A 19,186-nucleotide genomic window follows, 5' to 3' on the forward strand; every position below is an offset into this window, starting at 1 on the left:
CGGCGACCACATTACGGACCAGATCGGGGCGCATGGCAAGCGCGGCGTATAGTTGGCCCGGAGGTCACGATGCTCCTTCCCGTATCGCTCGTCGGCAGTTACCCGCAACCCGATTGGCTGATCGACCGAGCCGCGCTCGAGGCGCACGGCGTGCCGCGCGTGCGCGCGCAGCAGCTTTGGCGTATCCCGGAACCGCTGCTCGCCGAAGCGCAGCGTGACGCCACGCTGGTCGCCATCCGCAGCCAGGAAGAAGCCGGGCTCGACATCATCACCGACGGCGAGATCCGTCGCGAGAGCTACTTCAACCGCTTCGCCACCGCGCTCGACGGCATCGACAACGATCACCCGGGGACGGCGCTGAGCCGCGCCGGGCGGCCGACCGCGGTGCCGCGTGTCACCGGCGCGATCCGCCGCACGCGCCCGATCGAAGTCGAAGACATGATCTTCCTGCGCGCGCACACGCGACGGCTCACCAAGATCACCGTTCCGGGTCCTTTCACCATGACGCAGCTCGCGCAGAACGAGCACTACCCGGACGAGGAGAGCCTGGCGATGGCCTACGCCGACGCGGTCAACGCCGAGATCCGGGATCTGTTCGAGGCCGGCGCCGACTTCGTGCAGATCGACGAGCCTTACATGCAGGCGCAACCCGAGAAGGCGCGGCGCTACGCGGTCAAGGCGATCAACCGCGCGCTGGAGGGCATCGCCGGCACGACCGTCGTGCACATGTGCTTCGGCTACGCCGCCATGGTGAAAGCGGACAAGCCGGATCGCTATGCGTTTTTGGAAGAGCTTCGCGACTGCGCGTGCCGGCAGGTTTCGGTGGAGACCGCGCAGCCGCGACTGGATTGCTCGAGCCTGAAAGCGCTCGACAACAAGAAGATCCTGCTCGGCGTCATCGACCTCTCCGACCTGCGCGTGGAGACGCCGCAGACCGTGGCCGAGCGCATCCGCCGGGCGCTGCCTTACGTCGAAGCGCAGAACCTCATCGTCGCGCCCGACTGCGGCATGAAGTATCTGCCGCGCGACGTGGCGTTCGGCAAGATGCAGGCCATGGTCGAAGGGGCCGCGATCGTTCGCGCGGAGCTCGGCCCCTCCGCCTGACGACGCCGGCTATTCGCCTACGATCGGGTTGCTCAGCGTGCCGATCCCGGTGATCTCGATCTCGCAGACGTCGCCGGGCTTCATGTTCTTGGGCCCGCCTTCGGTGCCCATCCAGATCACGTCGCCGGGGTTGAGCGTGCAGTACCGGCTGATCTCCGCGATGTACGTCTCGACGTCGTGGATCATGTTTCCGGTTTTGAAGCGATCCACTTCCTCGCCGTTGAGGCGGATCGCGGTCGTCATCTCGCGATAATCGAGATCGGTGACGATCCACGGCCCCATCGGCTTGAACGAGTCGCAGTTCTTCGCGCGCCACATGGTGCGGTCGCCGCGCTGCCACGTGCGCTCGCTGACGTCGTTGCCGATCGTCCAGCCGAAGACGTAGTCGAGCGCTTTCTCCTTGGGGACGTTCCTCCCCTTCTTCCCGATCACCGCCACGAGCTCGCCCTCGTACTGGAAGAGCTCGCCGGCGTCTTTCGGCTTGACGATCGGGTCGCCGTGCGCGCAGAGCGCGTTCTGGGCGCGATAGCCGACGTCCGGCCGCTGCGGAAACTGCGGCTCGACGCCTTTGCGCTTCGCCGACGCGATGATGTGGTCGCGGTAGTTGATGCCGACGCAGAAGAACGTCAGCGGTATCGTCGGCGCCAGCAGCTTGACCGACGACAGCGGGCGCTTTTGGCCGCCGGCGGTGTGCGGCTCCCAGGGCGCGCCGTCGATGGCGACCACGCTGTCACCGTCGATCTTCCCGTACGACGTCTTTCCGTCCGCTTCGAAACGACACCATTTCGTGCTCATAGCTGTTTTTCCAGGTCAGTTTATGAATCGAGCGCCTGCAACACCTTCGGCGGCGACATCGGCAGGTCGGTCAGGCGCTTGCCGGTTGCGCGGCAGATCGCGTTGGCGATCGCCGCCATCGGCGGGACGATGTTGGCTTCCGCCACGCCCTTCACGCCGTACGGGTGATTCGGGTTCGGCACTTCGACCACGATCGTCTCGATCATCGGCAGGTCCGACGCCACCGGGATGCGATAGTCGAGGAAGCCGGGGTTCGAGAGCCGCCCGTCCTTGTCGTAGATGTACTCCTCGTTCAACGCCCAGCCGATCCCCTGCACCACGCCGCCCTGCATCTGGCCCTCGACGTATTTCGGATGCACGGCGCGGCCTGCGTCCTGCGCCGCGACGTAGCGCAGAATCTTCACCGCGCCGGTCTCGGGATCGACCTCGACGTCGCAGAACTGCGCCGCGAAACCGGGCGCCTGACCTTCGGCGTTGATGGCGGCCGCGGCGACGATCGGACCGCCCGTCGCGGTGCGCTTGGACGCGATGTCCTTGAACGACAGCGGCTCGAACTCGCCGGCGCGTTTGCCCGCAGGCCTCGCCTTGCCGTCTTCCCAGATCACGTCCGCGACGTCGATCTTCCAGATCTTCGCCGCGCGCGCGCACATCTCGGCGATCACCTTGTTGCACGCATCGATCACCGCGCGACCGGTGGCATAGGTGACGCGCGAGCCGCCGGTGGCCTGCGTGTAACCGACCGAGTTGGTGTCGGCGATGATCGGTCGCACGCGCTCGTAGTCGATCCCCAGCGTCTCGGCCGCCATCTGCGCGGTCGAGGCGCGCGAGCCGCCGATGTCCGGGCTGCCGGTCGCGACGACGGCACTGCCGTCCTCGTTGACGTGCACGGTCGCGCTCGATTCGCCGCCGCCGTTGAACCAGTAACCCACGGCCATGCCGCGTCCCTGGTTCTTGCCGAGCGGTTTGCTGTAGCCGGGATGCTCCTGCAGTGCGCGCAGCGTTTCGGCGAAACCCGCGTGCCCGATCTTCGCGCCGTGCACGAGCGGCGTGCCCGGCTTGGCGACGTTCTTCAGCCTGAAGGCCAGCGGGTCCATGTCGATCGCGCGCGCGGCCGCGTCCATGGTGCTCTCCACGGCGAACGCCGAGATCGGCGAGCCGGGCGCGCGGTACGCGACCGTCTTCGGGCGGTTGCACACCACGTCGTAGCCGATGGTGCGCACGTTGGCGATGTCGTACGGCGCGAAGCCGCACATCAGCCCGTTCATGACCGGCGACGTGGGGAAAGCGCCCGCCTGATACTTCATGAGGGCGTCGGCCGCGACGATGCGGCCGTCCTTCATGACGCCGATCCTGATGGTCATCGAAGCGCCGGACGTCGGTCCGGTCGCCTTGAACACTTCCTCCCGGCTCATCATGATCTTCACCGGATGGCCGGACTTGCGCGACAGCGTCACCGCGACCGGTTCGACGTACACCACGGTCTTGCCGCCGAACGCTCCGCCGATCTCCGCGGCGTGCACGCGCAGGTCCGCGGTCTTGATGCCGAGCAGCTTGCACACCATGGTGCGCACCACGAAGTGTCCCTGGCTCGAGACCCAGAGCTCCACCTGGCCGTCGGAGTCGTAGCGCGCGAGCGTCGCGTGCGGCTCGATGTAGCCCTGGTGCACCGGTGCGGTCTTGAAGCTCAATTCGACGACCTTGTCGGCGGACGCGAAGCCCGCCTCGATGTCGCCCATCTTGTATTCGATGCGCTTGGAGACGTTCGACGGCGTCGAAGGCGGCGGATCGATGCCGCGCGTGATCATGTCCTCGAAGAGCAGCGGCGCCCCGGGTTGCATCGCCTCGTCGACGTCGATGACGTGCGGCAGCACCTCGTAATCCACTTCGATCAGCTTGCACGCTTCTTCCGCGATCGCCGCCGTGGTCGCAGCGACCGCGGCGATGGCGTGGCCTTCGTACAACACCTTCTCGCGCGCCATGATGTTGCGCGTCATGTGCCAGAAATTCACCGCGACGCGCTCGGGACCGAGGTACTCGAACTTCTGGTCGGGCAGGTCCTTCGCGGTCATCACCGCCTTGACGCCTTTCAGCGCCTCCGCTTTGGACGTGTCGATCGAGCGGATGCGCGCATGCGCGTGCGGGGAGCGCAGGATCTTGCCCCATAGCATGCCGGGCAGATGGAAATCCGCCCCGTACTGGGCGAGGCCCGTCACTTTCGGCACGCCGTCGGGACGGACCGGGCTGGTGCCGACGACTTTCAGCTCTCGTTCGGGGATGACGATCGCCATGTTCAGCTCCCTCGCATTTCAGCGGCGGCGTCGAGCACCGCCTCGATGATCTTGTTGTAGCCGGTGCAGCGGCACAGGTTACCCGCGAGCCAGAAGCGCACTTCGGTTTCGGTCGGATCGGGATTGCGCTCGAGCAGCGACTTCGCCGCGACCAGCACGCCCGGCGTGCAGATGCCGCACTGGAGCGCGGCGTGCTCGAGGAACTTGCGCTGGAGCGGATGCAGCTTCTCGCCGTCGGCCATGCCTTCGATCGTCCGGATCGATTTTCCCTGCACTTCGGCGCCGAGGATCAGGCACGAGCACATCAGCCGCCCGTCGACGGTGACGCTGCACGCGCCGCAGTCCCCCGTGGCGCAGCCTTCCTTGGTGCCGGTCAGGTGCAGCTCGTCGCGCAGGACCTGTAGCAGCGTCTGGCGTGTCTCGCACAGAAACTCGACGTCGTTGCCGTTGAGCCTGGTCGTTACATGGACTTTGGCCATCAGTTCGTCTCCCGCGCGCGAGCGAGCGCGATTTGAGCGGCGCGCCGCGCCATCACGCCGGCCACCTTGATCCGGTATTCCCTGGTGCCGCGCTTGTCGTCGATCGGACGGCACGCCGCGCTGACCGCGGCGGCCATGCGCTTGAGCGCGTCCTCATCGACCTTGGTGCCGATCAATGCCTTTGCGGCCTCGGGCACGAGCAACGCGCGCTCGGCCACCGCACCGATGCTCACACGCGCATCGGTGCACACACCCGATGCGTCGAGCGTGAGGTTGATCCCGGCGCCGACGACCGCGATGTCCATCTCGGTCCGGGGAATGAAGCGCAGATACGCGTCTCCCGACCGGGGCGGACGTTTCGGCAGCAGGAACGACGCGACGATCTCGCCCTTGCCGAGCGAGGTCTTTCCCGGCCCCGTGCAGATGTCTTCGACTTTGACCTCGCGCCGCCCTTCAGGCCCCACGATGCTCGCGATCGCGCCCGCGGCGATCATCGCCGGCACGCTGTCGGCCGCGGGCGAAGCGTTGCACAAGTTACCGCCGACGGTCGCGCGTCCCTTGATCTGGGTCGAGCCGATCAGCCCCGCCGCTTCGGTGACGCCCGGCCACGCTTTCGAGAACGCCGCGTGCTCCATCAAGGCCATGCTGGAAACCGCGGCGCCGAAACGATACGCGCCGTTCTCGGCGACGACCGCCGTCATCTCGGGTATGCCTTTCACGTCGACCAGCAGCTCCGGCTCGACGCGGCCGCCCCGCATCTGGATCAGCAGGTCGGTGCCGCCGGCGAGGACTCTCGCCGTGCCTTTCGCGCCTGCCAGGAGCGCCACCGCGGCCTCCAGCGTGCCGGCCGCTTCATACCGCATGTCGTTCATCGCGTTCCCCCTCCGTGACCCCTCAAGATACCGCGCCGCCCCTCGTCACGCCATCCTCGCGAAGTGTTTCGATCCCGCGCCCTATTCGACCTTGATTCCGGCGCTTTTCACGAGCTTCTCCCATTTCGGAAGCTGCACCCGGATCTGCTGCGCGAACTCCTCGGGCTTGTTGCCCACCGGATCGAAACCGAGGAACAGGAGACGCTTCCGGATCTCGGGGTCGTCGAGGCCTTTCACGATCTCGGCGTTGATGCGGTCGACGATCGCGCGCGGCGTCCCCGCCGGCACCAGCAGGCCCTGCATGTGGTCGACTTCGAAGCCTTTGTAGCCCGATTCGTCGAACGTCGGCACCTCGGGCATCGCGGGGGAGCGCTTGAGGCTGGTGATCGCCAGCGCCCGCAGCGCGCCGCTGGCGACGTGAGGCTGCGCCGCCGGAACCGAGATGAAACCGGACTGCACGTGGCCGCCGATCACCGCCGGCATCATGGTCGCGCCGGTGTACGGCACGTGCGTGATGCTCGCGCCGGCTGCGAGCCTGAAGAGCTCGGTGGCGAGATGCTGCGCGGTGCCCGCGCCGGGCGATGCGCAGTTGAACGTGCCGGGGTTCGCCCTGGTCAGCGCGACGAGCTCTTTCACGTTCGCCGCTTTCACCGAAGGGTGGAGCAGCAGCACGCTCGGCGCGCTCGCGATGTACGACACCGGCTGGAAATCCTTCAGCGGGTCGTACGGCACTTTGGAGTACAGGCTGGGATTCACCACGAAGCTGCTGCTGACGAGCACCATCACGTGACCGTCGGGGCTGCCTTTCGCGGCGATCGCGGTGCCGATGTTGCCGCCCGCGCCCGGACGGTTGTCCACGATCACCTGCTGTCCCAGCGCGCTGGTGAGGCGGTTCGCCATGATGCGCGCGAGCGCATCGGTCGATCCGCCGGGCGGCCACGGCACGATCATGCGTATGGTGCGGCTCGGATAACCGGTCGGCCCCTGCTGGGCCACGGCGGCGGTATTGAACGCCAGAAGAACGAGTGCTGCGAGTCGAATCGCGATCATGGGTTCAGGTACATCCTCTGGATGCCCGGCCGGATCTCGCACGCGAGGTCGGTCAGCCGCCCCGCTCTGGTGTGCGCGATCACGTCCTCGGGCGTTATGCGATCAGAACCCTGCGCGCCGATGATGACGACTTCGTCACCCGCTTTCGCGTCGGGCGCGTCGGTCAGATCGATGCGGGTGTACTCGATCGAAGGCGGGCCGAGTATCGCCGCGCGCGCGCCGCCGACGAGCACCGCGCCGGCGTTGAGCCGATGCAGGCCGTCGCTGTAGCCGATCGGGATGACGCCGAGCCGTTTCGGCGAGCGCCCGCCGAACGGCGCCTGCGCCGGAAACTCGGTGCGATGCACCGGCTTCGCTTCGAGCAGCGTCGTCCTCAGCTTCGCGAGCGGCTGCGCCTCGTCGGCGCTGCCTTCGAGCGGGGTGAACAGCGCCTGGCCGGGATCGACGCCGTCGAGGTTCATCGCCTTCGTCATGCGCAGCACCTTGGAGCTCGCCATCACGCGCAGCGGAATGCTCACCCCGAGCGCCTCCGCCTCGCGGCACGCGCGGTCGAAGCGCTCGTACTGCCACTGCAGACACTCGTCGGCATCGGCCGCGGCGGTGATCGACGGATGGGTGTTGACGATCGCGACGCGCAGCTTGCCCGCGCGCGCCACCCGCGCGATGTATTCGGCCGCGGCATCGGACGGAACGCCGATGCGCTCGTTGCCCGCGTCGATCTTGATCGCGCAGTCGAGCTGGTCGGTCACGTTCGCGAGGAGCGCGCCCAGCGACGCTTCGTCGTGCAGCGTCGGGATGATGCGATGGCGCTCGATCGCACGGACCGAGTCGGCGTCGTACGGCACGCCGGCGTAGAGCAGGATCGGCGACGTAATTCCGGCCTCGCGCAGCGCGATCGCATCGGCGAGGCTGATGAGCGAGATCGCGTCGGCGCCCGCGCCGAGCACCGCTTTCGCGACCGGGACGAGGCCGAAGCCGTAGCCGTTCGCTTTCAGCGTGCCGAAGAACTTCACCGACGGTGGAATCGCTTCCCGGATCGCACGCGTGCAGCGGCGGATCGCTTCGAGATCGATCTCGACGACGTTGGGACGCAGCCAGGACGCGCTCATGCCGATTTCCTCCTCGCCGCCGCGGTCGCGGCCGCGTCGACCTCTCCCCCCGCGCGCACGACGACGCCGTATTCGTCGTGCGCGTGCCCGATCGAGATCTTGCCCTGCTTCAGGTCCTCGAGCACCGCGTCGACGTCGCGCTCGAGCGGGTCGCCGTAACCGCCGGCCGCGGCCATCTCGGCGCGGAAGACTTCTCCACGCTCGAGCCTGCGCATGAACTTCGACGGCAGCGCTTCCTCGCGATCGGTGCCGGGGTTCATGAACGCCCGCGCGGCCGAGCCGGCACGCCCGCCGAAGATTCCCCACGGCGGATGATGGAAGCGGTCGGAGCGCACCTGCACCAGCACGTCGTCGACGAGCATGCGGTACTGGCGCACCACGCCCAGCGCGCCGCGATACTTGCCGGGACCGCCCGAATTCGGAATGAACGAATACTCGTCGATGCGCAGCGGGTACTCCGCTTCGAGCAGCTCGACGGGCACGTTCGCGAGATTGCCGATGCAATACGGCCCGCCGTCCTGCCCGTCGCGATCCGGACCGCCGCCCTGGCCCGTGTTGTTGTGAAACTCGAGATGGACGAAGCGCCGCTGCTCGTCGTTGTACCCCGACGCGGAGATTGCGAACTCCGAGCCGCCGGGACAGCCCGTCAGCCGATCGGGCATGAGCTGCGCAAGCGCGCCGAGCACGACCGAGCGGATGCGCTGCCCGCTCTGGCCGCGCGAGCCGAGCGCCGCGGGGAACGGTGCATTGACGAACGTGCCTTCGGGCGCGATCACCTCGATCGTTCTGTACACGCCGGCGTTGCTCGGGATGTCGAGATCGAGCACGGTGCGGATCGCCGCGTACGAGCACGACGCGGTGAACGCGTAATTGCTGTGCACCGCGCCGCCGAGTCGGAAATCGGTGCCGCTGAAATCGACCGTGAGCGCTTCGCCTTTCTTGGTGAGCTTCGCGTGGATGCGCACCGGGCCGCCGCCGGCGCCGTCGTCGTCGTTCCATTCGGTGAACTCGCCGACCCCGTCGGGCAGCGCGGCGATCTGCGCACGCGCGAGACGCTCCGCGTAATCCATGAGGTCGGCGAGATACGCGCAGAACTCGTCGACGTCCCAGCCCGAGACGAGCTTCAGGAGCTCTTTCTCGGCCTGCTGGATCGCCGCGATCTGCGCGTGCACGTCGCCGAGCACCCGGTCGGGGACGCGCGTGTTGAACTCGATGATGCGCAGCAGGGTCTCGTTCAGGCGCCCCGCTTCGACGATCTTGCACGGCGGGATGCGCAGACCTTCCTCGAAGATCTCGTTGCTGTCGGTGGCGTTGCCGCCCGGCACGCGGCCTCCGAGGTCGGTGTGGTGCAGGATGATGCCGATCCACGCGATGCGCCGTCCGGCTGCGTACACCGGCTTGAACATGAAGATGTCGTTCAAGTGGCTGCCGCCCGAGAACGGATCGTTGAGCGCGAGCACGTCGCCTTCCTCGATCCGGTTCCTGAAAGGCTCAACGCAGCCGCGGAACGCCGGCATCATCGCGCCCAGGTGCACCGGCACCGCGAGCCCCTGCGCCGCGAGCTGGCCGTCGGCGTCGAGGATCGCAGCCGAGAAATCCATGCTGTTCTTGACGTTCGACGAGCGCGCGGTGCGCACGATCATCACCAGCACGTTGTCGGTGATGGTGACGAGCGCGTTGTGCAGCAGCTCGCGTTTGACCGGGTTGATGTTCACGCGCGCTCCAGGTGTACGTTGTTCCAGCGGTCGAGCCGCGCCGTCCAGCCCGGCCGCACGATGATGGTGGTGTCGTATTCCTCGACGATGAGCGGCCCGCTGCGCGGCTGCGCATCGAGATCGGCGCGCTCGATCACCGGGGTGTCGCACCAGCCGTGCTGCTCGCCGAAATAAGCGCGGCGCGCCGGCTCGCCGCGGCGCGCGCGCGTGTTGCCGTGCGTGATGCGCGTAGGGGTGCGCGGGGTCGCCGACAGTCCCTGAGCGGTGGCCTTGATCGCGACCGACTGGACGATCTCGCCGGTGACGTAGCCGAAGGTGCGGCGGTGCTCTTCCTCGAACGACCTGAACAGCGTGGCGACAGTGTCCGCGGTGGCCGGGTACTGCGACAGCGGGATCGTCAGCGTGGACGACTGCGCGCGGTATTGCATATCGAGGCTCACCGTGATGCGCTGCTGGTGCGCGGCCGCATACCCTTCCTCGGCGAGGAGCTTGCGTGCGCCTTCGACCAGACTCAGCGCGGCGGCGTTGATGTCGTCCGCCGAGCCCGTCGTGAGCCGCCGGTAGAAACCTTTCGCGAGGTGATGCTCGACGTCGGCGAACAGCATCCCGAGCGCGCTGAACAGGCCCGCCACCGGCGGCACCACGATACGGTTCATGCCGGCGGAATCGGCGAGGGTCGCGGCATGCACCGGGCCGTTGCCGCCGATCGCGAGCAGCGCGAACTTCGCCGGGTCCTGCCCGCGCTCCGAGGAGACGCTGCGCAGCGCGCGCAGCATCGTCGCATTGGCGATCGCGTGGATGCCGTACGCGGTCTCGGTGGCGTCGAGCCCGACGCGCGCGCCGAGCGTACGAATCGCCTGCCGCGCCTTGTCGGCATTGAGCGCGAGCTCACCGCCGACGAGCGCGGCGGGATTGAGATAGCCGAGCGCCAGGTTCGCATCGGTCACGGTCGGCTGGGTCCCGCCGTGGTCGTAGCACACAGGCCCCGGATCGGCGCCCGCGCTGCGCGGCCCGACCTTGATGCCGCTCGCTTCGTCGACCATCGCGATGCTGCCGCCGCCGGCGCCGACTTCGGCGATGTCGATCGTCGGCGCCTGCACCGGGTAGCCCGCGCCTTTGATCATGCGATTGCCCATGAGCGCGCCGCCGCCGACCTCGCACTCGGGGCTCATGCCGAACGCGTGGTTCTCGATGATCGTCGCCTTGGCAGTGGTCCCGCCCATGTCGAAGACGATCAGGTCGGCGATGCCGATCTGCTCGCCGAGCCGCTGCCCGCCGAGCACGCCGGCGGCGGGCCCTGACTCGATGATCGTGAGCGAGCGCTCGGCGACCGTCGGCGCGGGCGCGATGCCGCCGCTCGACTGCATGATCATGAGGGGCGCGGCGACTTCGAGCGCTTCGAGCCTCGCGTTCAGCGCGTTGACGTAGGACTGCACGACCGGACGGATGTACGCGTTGATCACGGTGCTGCTGGTGCGTTCGTACTCGCCGATCTGCGGCATGAGCGAGGTCGACGTGGTGACCGACACCGCCGGGAGCCTGCGCCGGAAGAACGCCGCGGCCTGCGCCTCGTGCGCATCGTTCGCATAGGAGTTGATGAAGCAGATCGCGAGCGCGTTGATGTTCTCGCGCTCGAGCGCCTGTGCGACGCTTTCCAGCGCGGCGCTGTCGAGCGCTTCGACGACTTCGCCTTTCGAGCTCACGCGCTCGGGCACTTCGAAGCGCAGCCGGCGCGGCACCAGCGGCTCGGGCTTGCGAAACCCCATGTCATACGGGCGCGGCGCGCGAAACCGGCCGAGCTCGAGGACGTCGCCGAAACCGCGGGTCGTTACGAGCGCGACGCGCACGCCTTTGCGCTCGATGATCGCGTTGGTGGCGACGGTGGTCGCGTGCACGAACTCGCCGATCTGCGCGCCGCGAACCGACAGCTCGCTGAGAAGCTCGCGCAGGCCCGACTCGATCGCCGCGCTGTAATCGTGCGGCGTCGAAAGAAGCTTCTTGCTGTAGACGGTACCGCTGTTTGATACGAGGACGATGTCCGTGAACGTTCCGCCGATGTCCACGCCCGCCCTGTAGTGCTCTTCTGTTGCCAAAGCCCGACTTTCCTTATCTCAATCGACTTTCAATCCGATGCGCGACACGAGCTTAACCGTAGCGTCGTATTCTGCCCGAAGCATGGCCTCGAACTCCGCCGCGCTTTTTCCCACCGGCTCGGCGCCCGCTTTCGAGATGCGCTCGCGCACTTCGGGGTTCGCGAGCACCGCAACGATCTCCTGGTTGAGCTTCGCGACGATCGCCGGCGGCGTGCCGGCGGGCACGAACACGCCGATCCACGTCATGTGGGAAAAGCCCGGATAGCCGCTCTCGGCCACCGTCGGCACGTCGCTCAACGTCGGCCAGCGCTTCTCCGACGTGACCGCCAGCGCGCGCAGGATGCCGGAGGCGACCGACGGCGCCGCGGACGGCACCGCGGCCATCGCGAGCGGAATCGAGCCGCCGACCACGTCCATGTGCGACTGCGCCGCGCTCTTGTACGGCACGTGCGTGATGTCGACGTTCGCAGCCGCCTTGAACATCTCCATCGCGATGTTGGTCGGCGAGCCGTTGCCCGCGCTGCCGTAGGACAGCTTGCCGGGCGCGGCGCGGGCGGCGCTCAGAAGGTCTTTCAGCGTGCGATACGGGAGCTTGGGGCTGGTGACGATCACCGACGGCGCTTCGGTGAGCTGAACGACCGCGACGAAGTCTTTCCGCGGGTCGTATCCCGGATTCCTGTAGATGAGCGGATTGATGTTGTGGCTGTTCGTCGTCTCGAGCAGCGTATGACCGTCCGCGGCGGCTTTGGATACGTACGCCGTTCCGATGTTGCCGCCCGCGCCGGGCCGATTCTCGACGACGACCTGGCGTCCGAGATTGCGCGTCAGACGCTCCGCCACGATGCGGCCGATCACGTCGAGGCCGCCGCCCGGCGCGTAGCAGATGACGAGCTGCACGGCCTTGGCCGGATAGTCGGCGGCCCTGTCCTGCTTCTCCTGCGCGGTCACGCTGCTGCACGCGAGCGCGAACAGCCACGCCGCGTTGCGGATGACGCCGTTCATGAGCGAGCCTCCTCCTCCGTTCCCGGGAAATGTTACCCTGCCCGTTCGCACCCTCACCACTCAACCCGAACCGGACAACCGCGATGGCGACCTACCACCCTTCGATCACCGACGAGCAGGCCGAGCTGATCCGCAACGCGTTGCTGTTCTTCGTGGCGAGTGCCGATCCCTCGCTCGCCACGGGTCCGCACGACGTCGGACCGGTCAACGTCTCGCCCAAAGGCGGCGTGCCCCTGCACATCCTCGGTCCGAACCGCGTCGCGTATCTCGATTACCGCGGCTCGGGCAACGAGACCGCGCGGCACTGCGCGGCCGGCGGACCGATCACGGTGATGATCCCCGCGTTCGACGAGGAGGACGCGGCCATCGTGCGCTTGTTCGGACGGGCGACCGTGACGCCGCTCGACGAGTCGCCGCTGAAGGACGTGATGCTCGCGCACCCGGCCGCCGAGCTCAAAGGCAAGGCGCGGCAGGTGATCGAGGTCGAGATCGACAACACCATGACGAGCTGCGGCTACGGCGTGCCGGTGATGAAGCTCGTGCGGCAGCGGCGCGCGGTCGACCGCGGCCGCCGCTACAAGGAGAAGACGCCGGCGCTCATCTGACGAAGGCGAGCCCCCAGCCAGCCATCGCGGTCAGGAGCACGACGAGCCATGGCGGCATCTTCCAGAACACCAGGAGCGCAAAGGCGACCAGCCCGAGGCCGAAATCGGCCGGAGTGAGGATGCCGCTCGTCCACACCGGGTGGTACAACGCCGCGAGCAGCAGGCCCACGACAGCCGCATTGACCCCTGTCAGGGCGGAGCGCACCGCACGATAACGCCGCAGGTCGTCCCAGAACGGCAATACGCCGATCACGAGCAGGAACGCCGGCAGGAAAATCGCAGCGAGACACAGCGCCGCGCCCTGCCAGCCGTTCGGCTCGGGCCCCATCGCGGCACCGAGGTACGCCGCGAACGTGAACAACGGTCCCGGCACGGCTTGCGCCGCGCCGTAGCCGGCCAGGAATGCGTCGTTCGTGATCCAGCCGGGCGGCACGACCTCGGACTGCAACAGGGGCAGTACGACGTGGCCGCCGCCGAAGACGAGCGAGCCTGCACGGTAGAAGCTGTCGAAGTAGGCGAGCGCCTGATCGGGATAGGCCGCCGTGAGGAGCGGCAGCGCGACGAGCAACGCGAAAAACAGCGCGAGGCTCACGCTTCCCGCTCGCCTGCTCAGCGGAATGCCCATCGGCACGTGCGGCTCGTCCTGCTTCGCGCGCAGGAATGCCCAACCGATCGCCCCACCCAGGACGATCGCCCCGACCTGTCCCGCGGAAGTCGGCCACACCATCGCGACGATCGCGGCCGCGATCGCGAGGGTGAAGCGCGGTGCATCGGGCGTGAGATTCCGGGCCATGCCCCACACCGCCTGCGCGACGACCGCGACGGCCACCACCTTCAGGCCGTGGAGCCAGCCGGTGTTGAGATCGCCCGCCAAGGTCTCTACACCGTAGGCGAAGAGGAGCAGCGCGAGCGCGGACGGCAGGGTGAAACCGAGCCACGCGGCAAACGCGCCGGGCAGCCCCGCTTTAGCCAGCCCGATGCCGATCCCGACCTTGCTGCTCGCCGGCCCGGGCGTGAACTGGCATAGCGCGACGAGATCGGCATAAACGCGATCGTCGATCCACTCGAGGCGCTTTACGTACTCTTCCCGGAAATACCCGAGGTGCGCGATCGGCCCGCCGAACGACGTGAGACCCAGCTTGAGGGCGGTGTTGAATACCGCGAGCGCGGAAACGCGCTGCGTCTGGCTCGCGCGCAATCGTTCCGTATCTGCCACCTGCTTCTCCTTAGGCGTCGCTTTACGATCTGTCCGGCGGACCGGCGAGCTCCGCTTCGACGAACGCGCCGCCGGAAGCGAGCAGCGCTTCGATCTCCTGTGTGCCGTAGCCGATCTCCGCCAGCACTTCGCGCGTGTGCTGCCCTTTCGCCGGCGACGCGCAGCGGGCGGCGAAGAACTCTCCGTCGTAACGGATCGGCCCGCCCATCGCGCGCGCGACGTTCGGCAGGCCGACGTCGAGGATGGGCAGGCACGCGGCGAGCGCGGGGTCGGCGAGCACGTCCGCCACGGTGTTGATCGGTCCGCACAGGATGTCGGCCGCGCGCAGTTTTTCGAGCCAGTAGTCCGACGTGTTCGACTCGAGCAGCGGCACGATGATCGCGTTCAGTGCGTCGCGGTTCTTCACGCGCGCCGCGTTCGTCGCGTAACGCTCGTCGTCGGCGAGCGCTTCGAGCGACAGCGCGCCGCAGAACTTCTTCCAGTGCGAGTCGCGCAGCACCGCGATCGTGATGTAGCGTCCGCCCGCGACCTTGAAAGCGCCGGCGGGCGCGAGCAGGCTGTTCTGATTGCCCTGGCGCGGCGGCAGCCGCCCGGTCGCCATGTTCTCGGTGTAGCCGCCGCACATCAGCGACGCCGCCGCGGCCACGAGGCTCACGTCGATCTCGGCGCCGCCCTGCCCCGTCAGCCGGCCGTAGAGCGCGAGCAGCACCGACTGCACCGCCGAGCTCGCAGCCGTCATGTCGATCAGCGGGAAGCCCACCCGCAGCGGCGGGCCGTCGGGCTCGCCCACGACGCTCATCACGCCGCTCATCGCCTGCAATATGGTGTCGCTCGCCGGCAATTGCGCGTACGCGCCGTCCTGCCCGAAGCCGGAGATGGTGCAGTAGACGAGGTCGGGCTTGAGCGCCTTGCAGCGCTCATAGCCGAAGCCGAGCTTCGCCATCACGCCGGCGCGGTAATTCGAGATCACCACGTCGGCCTGCGACACCAGGCGCTCGACGATGCGGCGCCCGTCGCCGGTGTTGAGATCGACGCCGATGTCGCGCTTGTTGCGGTTGAGCGCGATGAACTGCGGATTGCCGAAACGCCCCGGCTCGCCCTTGCCCGCGCTGCGCTGCCAGTCGCCTTCGCGGCGCTCGACTTTCACCACCTGCGCGCCCATGTCGCCCAGCAGCGTCGCGGCGTACGGTCCCGCCACGCCTTCGGTCATGTCGACGACGCGCACGTTCGCCAGGATCGCTCTCTTCATCGCTAGTCGCTCCTGAGGCCGGCCGCTTTCACGACCGCGCCCCAGCGTTTGACTTCGGCCTCAAGAAAGCGCTTCGCCTGCTCGGGTTTGTCCGCGACCACTTCGGCGCCGTCGCCGGTCAGGCGTTCGCGCACCGACGGCTGGTTCAACGCATCCGCGACCGCGGCCTGCATGCGCGCTGTGATCGGCGCAGGCGTGCGCGCGGGCACGAGCACCATGTACCAGCCGACGGCTTCGAAGCTCGGCACGCCCGCCTCGATCATGGTCGGCACGTTGGGCACGTGAGCGGCGCGTTTCGCGGACGTGACGGCAACGGGACGCAGCCGCGCGGCCTGCACGTGCGGCAGCGCGGACACGAGCGTCGCGAACATCGTCTGCGCATGACCGCCCACGACGTCGGTCAGCGCCGGGTTCGCGCCTTTGTAGGGAACGTGGTTCATGCGCACGCCCACCGCATTCGAGAACATCTCGGCGACCAGGTGCGGCCCGGTGCCGTTGCCCGACGAGGCGTAGGTCACCTCGCCCGGCTTGGACTTGGCGAGCGCGATCAGGTCGCGCACGGCCTTCACGGGAACCGAGGGATGCACGACGAGGATGTGCGGCTGCGTCGCGACGACGGTCACCGGCGCGAGGTCGCGCAACGGGTCGTACGGCAGCTTCGCGATCATCGCCGCGTTGATCGCGTAGGCGAGATTCACGAAGAGCAGCGTGTTGCCGTCGGGCGGCGATTTCGCGGCGAGATCGACGCCGATCACCGAGCCCGCGCCTGGCCGGTTGTCCACGACGATGGTCCGGCCGAGCGTCTGTGCGAGCGGCGTCGACACGGTGCGCGCGATGAGGTCGACGCCCGGTCCCGGCGGATAGGGAACGATGAGGCGCAAGGGGCGGCCCTGCTCCGCGGCCTGAGCGCCGGCGAGCGCCGCCGCCAGCGCGGCAATCACGCCTATCGACTGGAACAACCTCATGCTTTCCGCTCCTTGTTCCTGAACTCTTCGAGCTTGGCCCGCCATTCGTCGGAATGCATGCAGCCGATCCACGCTTCGCTGTCGTAGCGCAGCCCCGCGGTGAGCCCGGTTTCCATCGCGTGATTGATCGCGCGCTTGGCCTGCACCAGCCCGGTCATCGGGTAGGACGCCATCCTGCGCGCCATCGCCATCGCCTCGTCGAGCACTTGCGCGAGCGGCACGACGCGATTGACGAGGCCGAGCGCTTTCGCCTCGTTCGCATCGACGCGGCGCGCCGTGAGGATGAGCTCGCGCGCCATCTGATAGCCGACGAGCCGCGGCAGGCGCTGGCACGCGCCGCCGCCCGGGAAGAAGCCGTGCGTCACTTCGGGCAGCGCGAAGACCGCGGTGTCCGAAGCGATCGAGACGTCGCACTGGAGCACGAGCTCGAAACCGCCGGCCATGCAATAGCCCTTGATCGCGGCGATCACCGGCTTGCTCACGCCCGCCAGCGCGTTCGTCCACTTCGGTATGAGGTGATGGCGCTCGCGGATCATCTCCTCGGTCGAGCGCGCCGCGCGCTCTTTCAGGTCGGCGCCGGTGCAGAACGCCTTGTCGCCCGCGCCGGTGACGACGATCACCTTCACCGCGTCATCGGTGTCGAGCTTCGGGAAAAGGTCCAGCAACTGCTCGCGCAACGCCCGGTTCAGCGCGTTGTGCGCCTCGGGCCGGTTGAGCGTCAGCAGCGCGACGCCGTCGGCGACGCTCAGTGTGTACAGCGGTGTATCGTTCACGATGCGCCCCTTGTGGTTTGGCGCGGAGGATACCACCGCGGTCGCCGCCGGACCGATGGAGAGGTTGACACGGCGCGGCGCTTGCAGCCATGTTGCGGCGGCGCTCACACGAAAGGAACCGCATGCAACTGCTCGGCTGGCTCATACTCGCAACGCTCGTGCTGCTCTCGCTGTTCACCGCCATCAACTGGACGCTGCTCGCGGCGCCCGCGTCGATCGACCTCCTCGTGGTGACGGTGCAGGCGCCGCCGGCATTGATCGTGCTGACGGCGCTGCTCGCGATCGTGGCGCTCTTCGGCATCTACGTGGTGTCGCTGCGCACCGCGACGCTCGTGGAAACGCGGCGCCACCTCAAGGTGCTGGAAGGTCAGCGCGAGCTTGCCGAAAAGGCCGAAGCGTCCCGCTTCACCGCGCTCGCCGCACAGATCGAGCAGGAGCTCGCGGGCACGCGGACGCTGATCGAGGAGACGCGCGCGCAGACGATCGCGCGCATCGAAGCGCTCGAAGCTACGTTCGCGCGCACGCTGGACGAGACCGCGAACGCGGTGTTCGCGAACATCGGAGAGGTCGACGACAAGCTCGACCGGCTGGCGCAAACGCCGCGCTGACCGGCGCTGATGCCGCGCTCCTGTCCAGGAGGCTTCAGCGCGGCGCGGTCGGCCCGGCGCGCGGATCGAGCTTGAGCACCGCCTGCGAGCTGCCGGCCATGGGCACGAACGCGGTGCGCTCCTCGGCCGACCGGCGCGGCGCGATGCGTGCGCGGTAGGCCGCGAACAGCGCGGTTGCGCACAGAACCAGCGCGCTGTAGGTCAGAAAGCTGCCGGGGCCGAGCACGCCCATGACCATCCCGGCGACGGTGGGACCGACCGCGGCGCCGAGGCCGTACATGAGAAGCAGTCCTCCCGTGGTCTCGAGCAGCCGGGACGGCTCGATGAGGTCGTTCACGTGCGCCACGGCGAGACCGTAGATCGTGAACACGAATCCGCCGTAGAAGAACCCGATCGCGATCAGCGCGATTTCCGAGCGGTTCGCGACCAGCAAGCCGGCAACGGCGAGCGCCGCCGCAGCCGCGCACACCCAGAACATCACGAGCCGGCGGTCGCGGCGGTCCGACAGGTGGCCGATCGGCCATTGCAGCGCCGCGCCGCCGATGATCGTGGCGCTCATGAAAGCCGCGATCCCGCCGTCCGACAGGCCCACCCGCTGCGCGAATACCGCGCCCATCCCGAAGAACGCACCGTTGAGCAGCCCCGACGCGGTCGCGCCGACGACGCCGAGCGGCGACGTCGCATACAGGCTCTTCAGCCCGACGTGCGGCGCCTCCACCGCTTCGGGCTCGCGCACCTGCGTGAGCGTCACCGGAACGAGCGCGAACGACAGCAGCACCGAAGCGAGCGCGAAAGGCACGAAGCCGACCTTGTCGCCGACGAGGATCAGGAACTGGCCGATCGCCATCGCGACCAGCGTCACCGCCATGTACGTCGCGAATATCCGCCCGCGCTGCTCGTTGGGCGCGAGCGCGTTCAGCCAGCTTTCGATGACGAGATACAGCCCCACGATGCAGACGCCGGTCACCAGCCGGAACAGCGCCCACGACCACGGGTCGACCGTGAGCGCGTGCAGTATCGGCATGGTCGAAGCGATCGACGCCATCGTCGCGAACGCGCGTATGTAGCCCACGCGCCGGATGAGCGCGGGACAGATGTAGGTGCCGAGCACGAAGCCCGCGAAATACGCGGACATGACGATACCGGTCACCCACACCGGAAACTCCGCCATCGCCGCGCGCAGGCCGAGCACGGGGAAGAGCAGACCGATGCCGACGAGCAGCAGGCCGATCCCCGAAAGCAGCGAGACGAGGCGCAGCATCG

At 68.1% G+C, this 19,186-nt stretch carries 17 protein-coding genes; 3 read left to right on the forward strand and 14 right to left on the reverse strand.

The features are described from left to right. The first annotated feature begins 69 nt into the window (after positions 1-69). Positions 70-1,104 carry a uroporphyrinogen decarboxylase family protein gene (locus VHP37_05270; GenBank protein HEX2825734.1) on the forward strand — a complete coding sequence of 345 codons (1,035 nt, stop codon included), beginning with the start codon at positions 70-72 and terminating at the stop codon, positions 1,102-1,104. A gap of 9 nt (positions 1,105-1,113) precedes the next feature. Here VHP37_05270 and VHP37_05275 read toward each other — a convergent pair whose 3' ends face one another. From VHP37_05275 to VHP37_05315, 9 genes are all read right to left on the reverse strand, one after another. Further along, positions 1,114-1,899: a fumarylacetoacetate hydrolase family protein gene (locus tag VHP37_05275; protein HEX2825735.1), complete on the reverse strand. Its 786-nt coding sequence runs from the start codon at positions 1,897-1,899 to the stop codon at positions 1,114-1,116. A 20-nt stretch (positions 1,900-1,919) separates the two neighbouring features. Beyond that, the gene (locus tag VHP37_05280) at positions 1,920-4,187 is read right to left on the reverse strand and encodes a xanthine dehydrogenase family protein molybdopterin-binding subunit (GenBank protein ID HEX2825736.1); all 2,268 of its coding nucleotides are present in this window, start codon (positions 4,185-4,187) and stop codon (positions 1,920-1,922) included. 2 nt (positions 4,188-4,189) lie between these two features. Then, the gene (locus VHP37_05285; GenBank protein HEX2825737.1) at positions 4,190-4,666 is read right to left on the reverse strand and encodes a (2Fe-2S)-binding protein; all 477 of its coding nucleotides are present in this window, start codon (positions 4,664-4,666) and stop codon (positions 4,190-4,192) included. Beyond that, on the reverse strand, positions 4,666-5,538 hold the full coding sequence (locus VHP37_05290; protein HEX2825738.1) for a xanthine dehydrogenase family protein subunit M: 873 nt from the start codon (positions 5,536-5,538) through the stop codon (positions 4,666-4,668). Before VHP37_05290 ends, VHP37_05285 begins: the two co-directional genes overlap by 1 nt. A gap of 81 nt (positions 5,539-5,619) precedes the next feature. Further along, positions 5,620-6,588 (reverse strand): tripartite tricarboxylate transporter substrate binding protein, encoded by a 969-nt coding sequence (locus VHP37_05295; GenBank protein HEX2825739.1) that lies wholly within the window; start codon positions 6,586-6,588, stop codon positions 5,620-5,622. Next, positions 6,585-7,697: an alanine racemase gene (locus VHP37_05300; protein ID HEX2825740.1), complete on the reverse strand. Its 1,113-nt coding sequence runs from the start codon at positions 7,695-7,697 to the stop codon at positions 6,585-6,587. Before VHP37_05300 ends, VHP37_05295 begins: the two co-directional genes overlap by 4 nt. Further along, positions 7,694-9,412, reverse strand: a complete 1,719-nt coding sequence (locus VHP37_05305) for a hydantoinase B/oxoprolinase family protein (protein HEX2825741.1) — start codon at positions 9,410-9,412, stop codon at positions 7,694-7,696. Before VHP37_05305 ends, VHP37_05300 begins: the two co-directional genes overlap by 4 nt. Continuing rightward, entirely contained in the window at positions 9,409-11,505 is a 2,097-nt protein-coding gene (locus VHP37_05310) for a hydantoinase/oxoprolinase family protein (protein HEX2825742.1), read from the reverse strand. Before VHP37_05310 ends, VHP37_05305 begins: the two co-directional genes overlap by 4 nt. 18 nt (positions 11,506-11,523) lie before the next feature. Then, positions 11,524-12,507, reverse strand: coding sequence for a tripartite tricarboxylate transporter substrate binding protein (locus VHP37_05315; GenBank protein HEX2825743.1), 984 nt, complete (start codon positions 12,505-12,507; stop codon positions 11,524-11,526). 83 nt (positions 12,508-12,590) lie between these two features. Here VHP37_05315 and VHP37_05320 point away from each other — a divergent pair, with 83 nt between their 5' ends. After that, entirely contained in the window at positions 12,591-13,112 is a 522-nt protein-coding gene (locus VHP37_05320) for a pyridoxamine 5'-phosphate oxidase family protein (GenBank protein HEX2825744.1), read from the forward strand. On the opposite strand, the gene chrA is transcribed toward VHP37_05320, so the two are convergent. Genes chrA through VHP37_05340 form a run of 4 tightly spaced genes read right to left on the reverse strand, consistent with a single transcriptional unit; the run spans position 13,105 to position 17,315 of the window. Beyond that, the gene (gene chrA, locus VHP37_05325; GenBank protein ID HEX2825745.1) at positions 13,105-14,310 is read right to left on the reverse strand and encodes a chromate efflux transporter; all 1,206 of its coding nucleotides are present in this window, start codon (positions 14,308-14,310) and stop codon (positions 13,105-13,107) included. The two genes, VHP37_05320 and chrA, sit on opposite strands and share 8 nt — an antisense overlap. A 40-nt stretch (positions 14,311-14,350) precedes the next feature. Next, positions 14,351-15,577, reverse strand: a complete 1,227-nt coding sequence (locus tag VHP37_05330; protein ID HEX2825746.1) for a CoA transferase — start codon at positions 15,575-15,577, stop codon at positions 14,351-14,353. A gap of 2 nt (positions 15,578-15,579) precedes the next feature. Further along, positions 15,580-16,542: a tripartite tricarboxylate transporter substrate binding protein gene (locus VHP37_05335; protein ID HEX2825747.1), complete on the reverse strand. Its 963-nt coding sequence runs from the start codon at positions 16,540-16,542 to the stop codon at positions 15,580-15,582. Continuing rightward, positions 16,539-17,315, reverse strand: a complete 777-nt coding sequence (locus tag VHP37_05340) for an enoyl-CoA hydratase-related protein (GenBank protein ID HEX2825748.1) — start codon at positions 17,313-17,315, stop codon at positions 16,539-16,541. The genes VHP37_05335 and VHP37_05340 overlap by 4 nt, the downstream gene beginning before the upstream one ends. A gap of 122 nt (positions 17,316-17,437) precedes the next feature. Between VHP37_05340 and VHP37_05345 the strand changes: the two genes are divergently transcribed. Next, complete coding sequence (locus tag VHP37_05345) at positions 17,438-17,923, forward strand: LapA family protein (GenBank protein ID HEX2825749.1); 486 nt, start codon at positions 17,438-17,440, stop codon at positions 17,921-17,923. A 34-nt stretch (positions 17,924-17,957) separates the two neighbouring features. Here VHP37_05345 and VHP37_05350 read toward each other — a convergent pair whose 3' ends face one another. Next, on the reverse strand, positions 17,958-19,184 hold the full coding sequence (locus VHP37_05350) for an MFS transporter (GenBank protein HEX2825750.1): 1,227 nt from the start codon (positions 19,182-19,184) through the stop codon (positions 17,958-17,960). Between the last annotated feature and the right edge of the window lie 2 nt (positions 19,185-19,186).

This window comes from Burkholderiales bacterium (assembly GCA_036262035.1).
GTDB lineage: Bacteria > Pseudomonadota > Gammaproteobacteria > Burkholderiales > SG8-41 > JAQGMV01.

What these genes read in the sequence shown, in the direction of transcription:
- VHP37_05270 (HEX2825734.1), top strand. Translation starts at nt 70, where the DNA reads ATGCTCCTTCCCGTATCGCTCGTCGGCAGTTACCCGCAACCCGATTGG.
- VHP37_05275 (HEX2825735.1), bottom strand. Translation starts at nt 1,899, where the DNA reads ATGAGCACGAAATGGTGTCGTTTCGAAGCGGACGGAAAGACGTCGTAC.
- VHP37_05280 (HEX2825736.1), bottom strand. Translation starts at nt 4,187, where the DNA reads ATGGCGATCGTCATCCCCGAACGAGAGCTGAAAGTCGTCGGCACCAGC.
- VHP37_05285 (HEX2825737.1), bottom strand. Translation starts at nt 4,666, where the DNA reads ATGGCCAAAGTCCATGTAACGACCAGGCTCAACGGCAACGACGTCGAG.
- VHP37_05290 (HEX2825738.1), bottom strand. Translation starts at nt 5,538, where the DNA reads ATGAACGACATGCGGTATGAAGCGGCCGGCACGCTGGAGGCCGCGGTG.
- VHP37_05295 (HEX2825739.1), bottom strand. Translation starts at nt 6,588, where the DNA reads ATGATCGCGATTCGACTCGCAGCACTCGTTCTTCTGGCGTTCAATACC.
- VHP37_05300 (HEX2825740.1), bottom strand. Translation starts at nt 7,697, where the DNA reads ATGAGCGCGTCCTGGCTGCGTCCCAACGTCGTCGAGATCGATCTCGAA.
- VHP37_05315 (HEX2825743.1), bottom strand. Translation starts at nt 12,507, where the DNA reads ATGAACGGCGTCATCCGCAACGCGGCGTGGCTGTTCGCGCTCGCGTGC.
- VHP37_05320 (HEX2825744.1), top strand. Translation starts at nt 12,591, where the DNA reads ATGGCGACCTACCACCCTTCGATCACCGACGAGCAGGCCGAGCTGATC.
- VHP37_05330 (HEX2825746.1), bottom strand. Translation starts at nt 15,577, where the DNA reads ATGAAGAGAGCGATCCTGGCGAACGTGCGCGTCGTCGACATGACCGAA.
- VHP37_05335 (HEX2825747.1), bottom strand. Translation starts at nt 16,542, where the DNA reads ATGAGGTTGTTCCAGTCGATAGGCGTGATTGCCGCGCTGGCGGCGGCG.
- VHP37_05345 (HEX2825749.1), top strand. Translation starts at nt 17,438, where the DNA reads ATGCAACTGCTCGGCTGGCTCATACTCGCAACGCTCGTGCTGCTCTCG.
- VHP37_05350 (HEX2825750.1), bottom strand. Translation starts at nt 19,184, where the DNA reads ATGCTGCGCCTCGTCTCGCTGCTTTCGGGGATCGGCCTGCTGCTCGTC.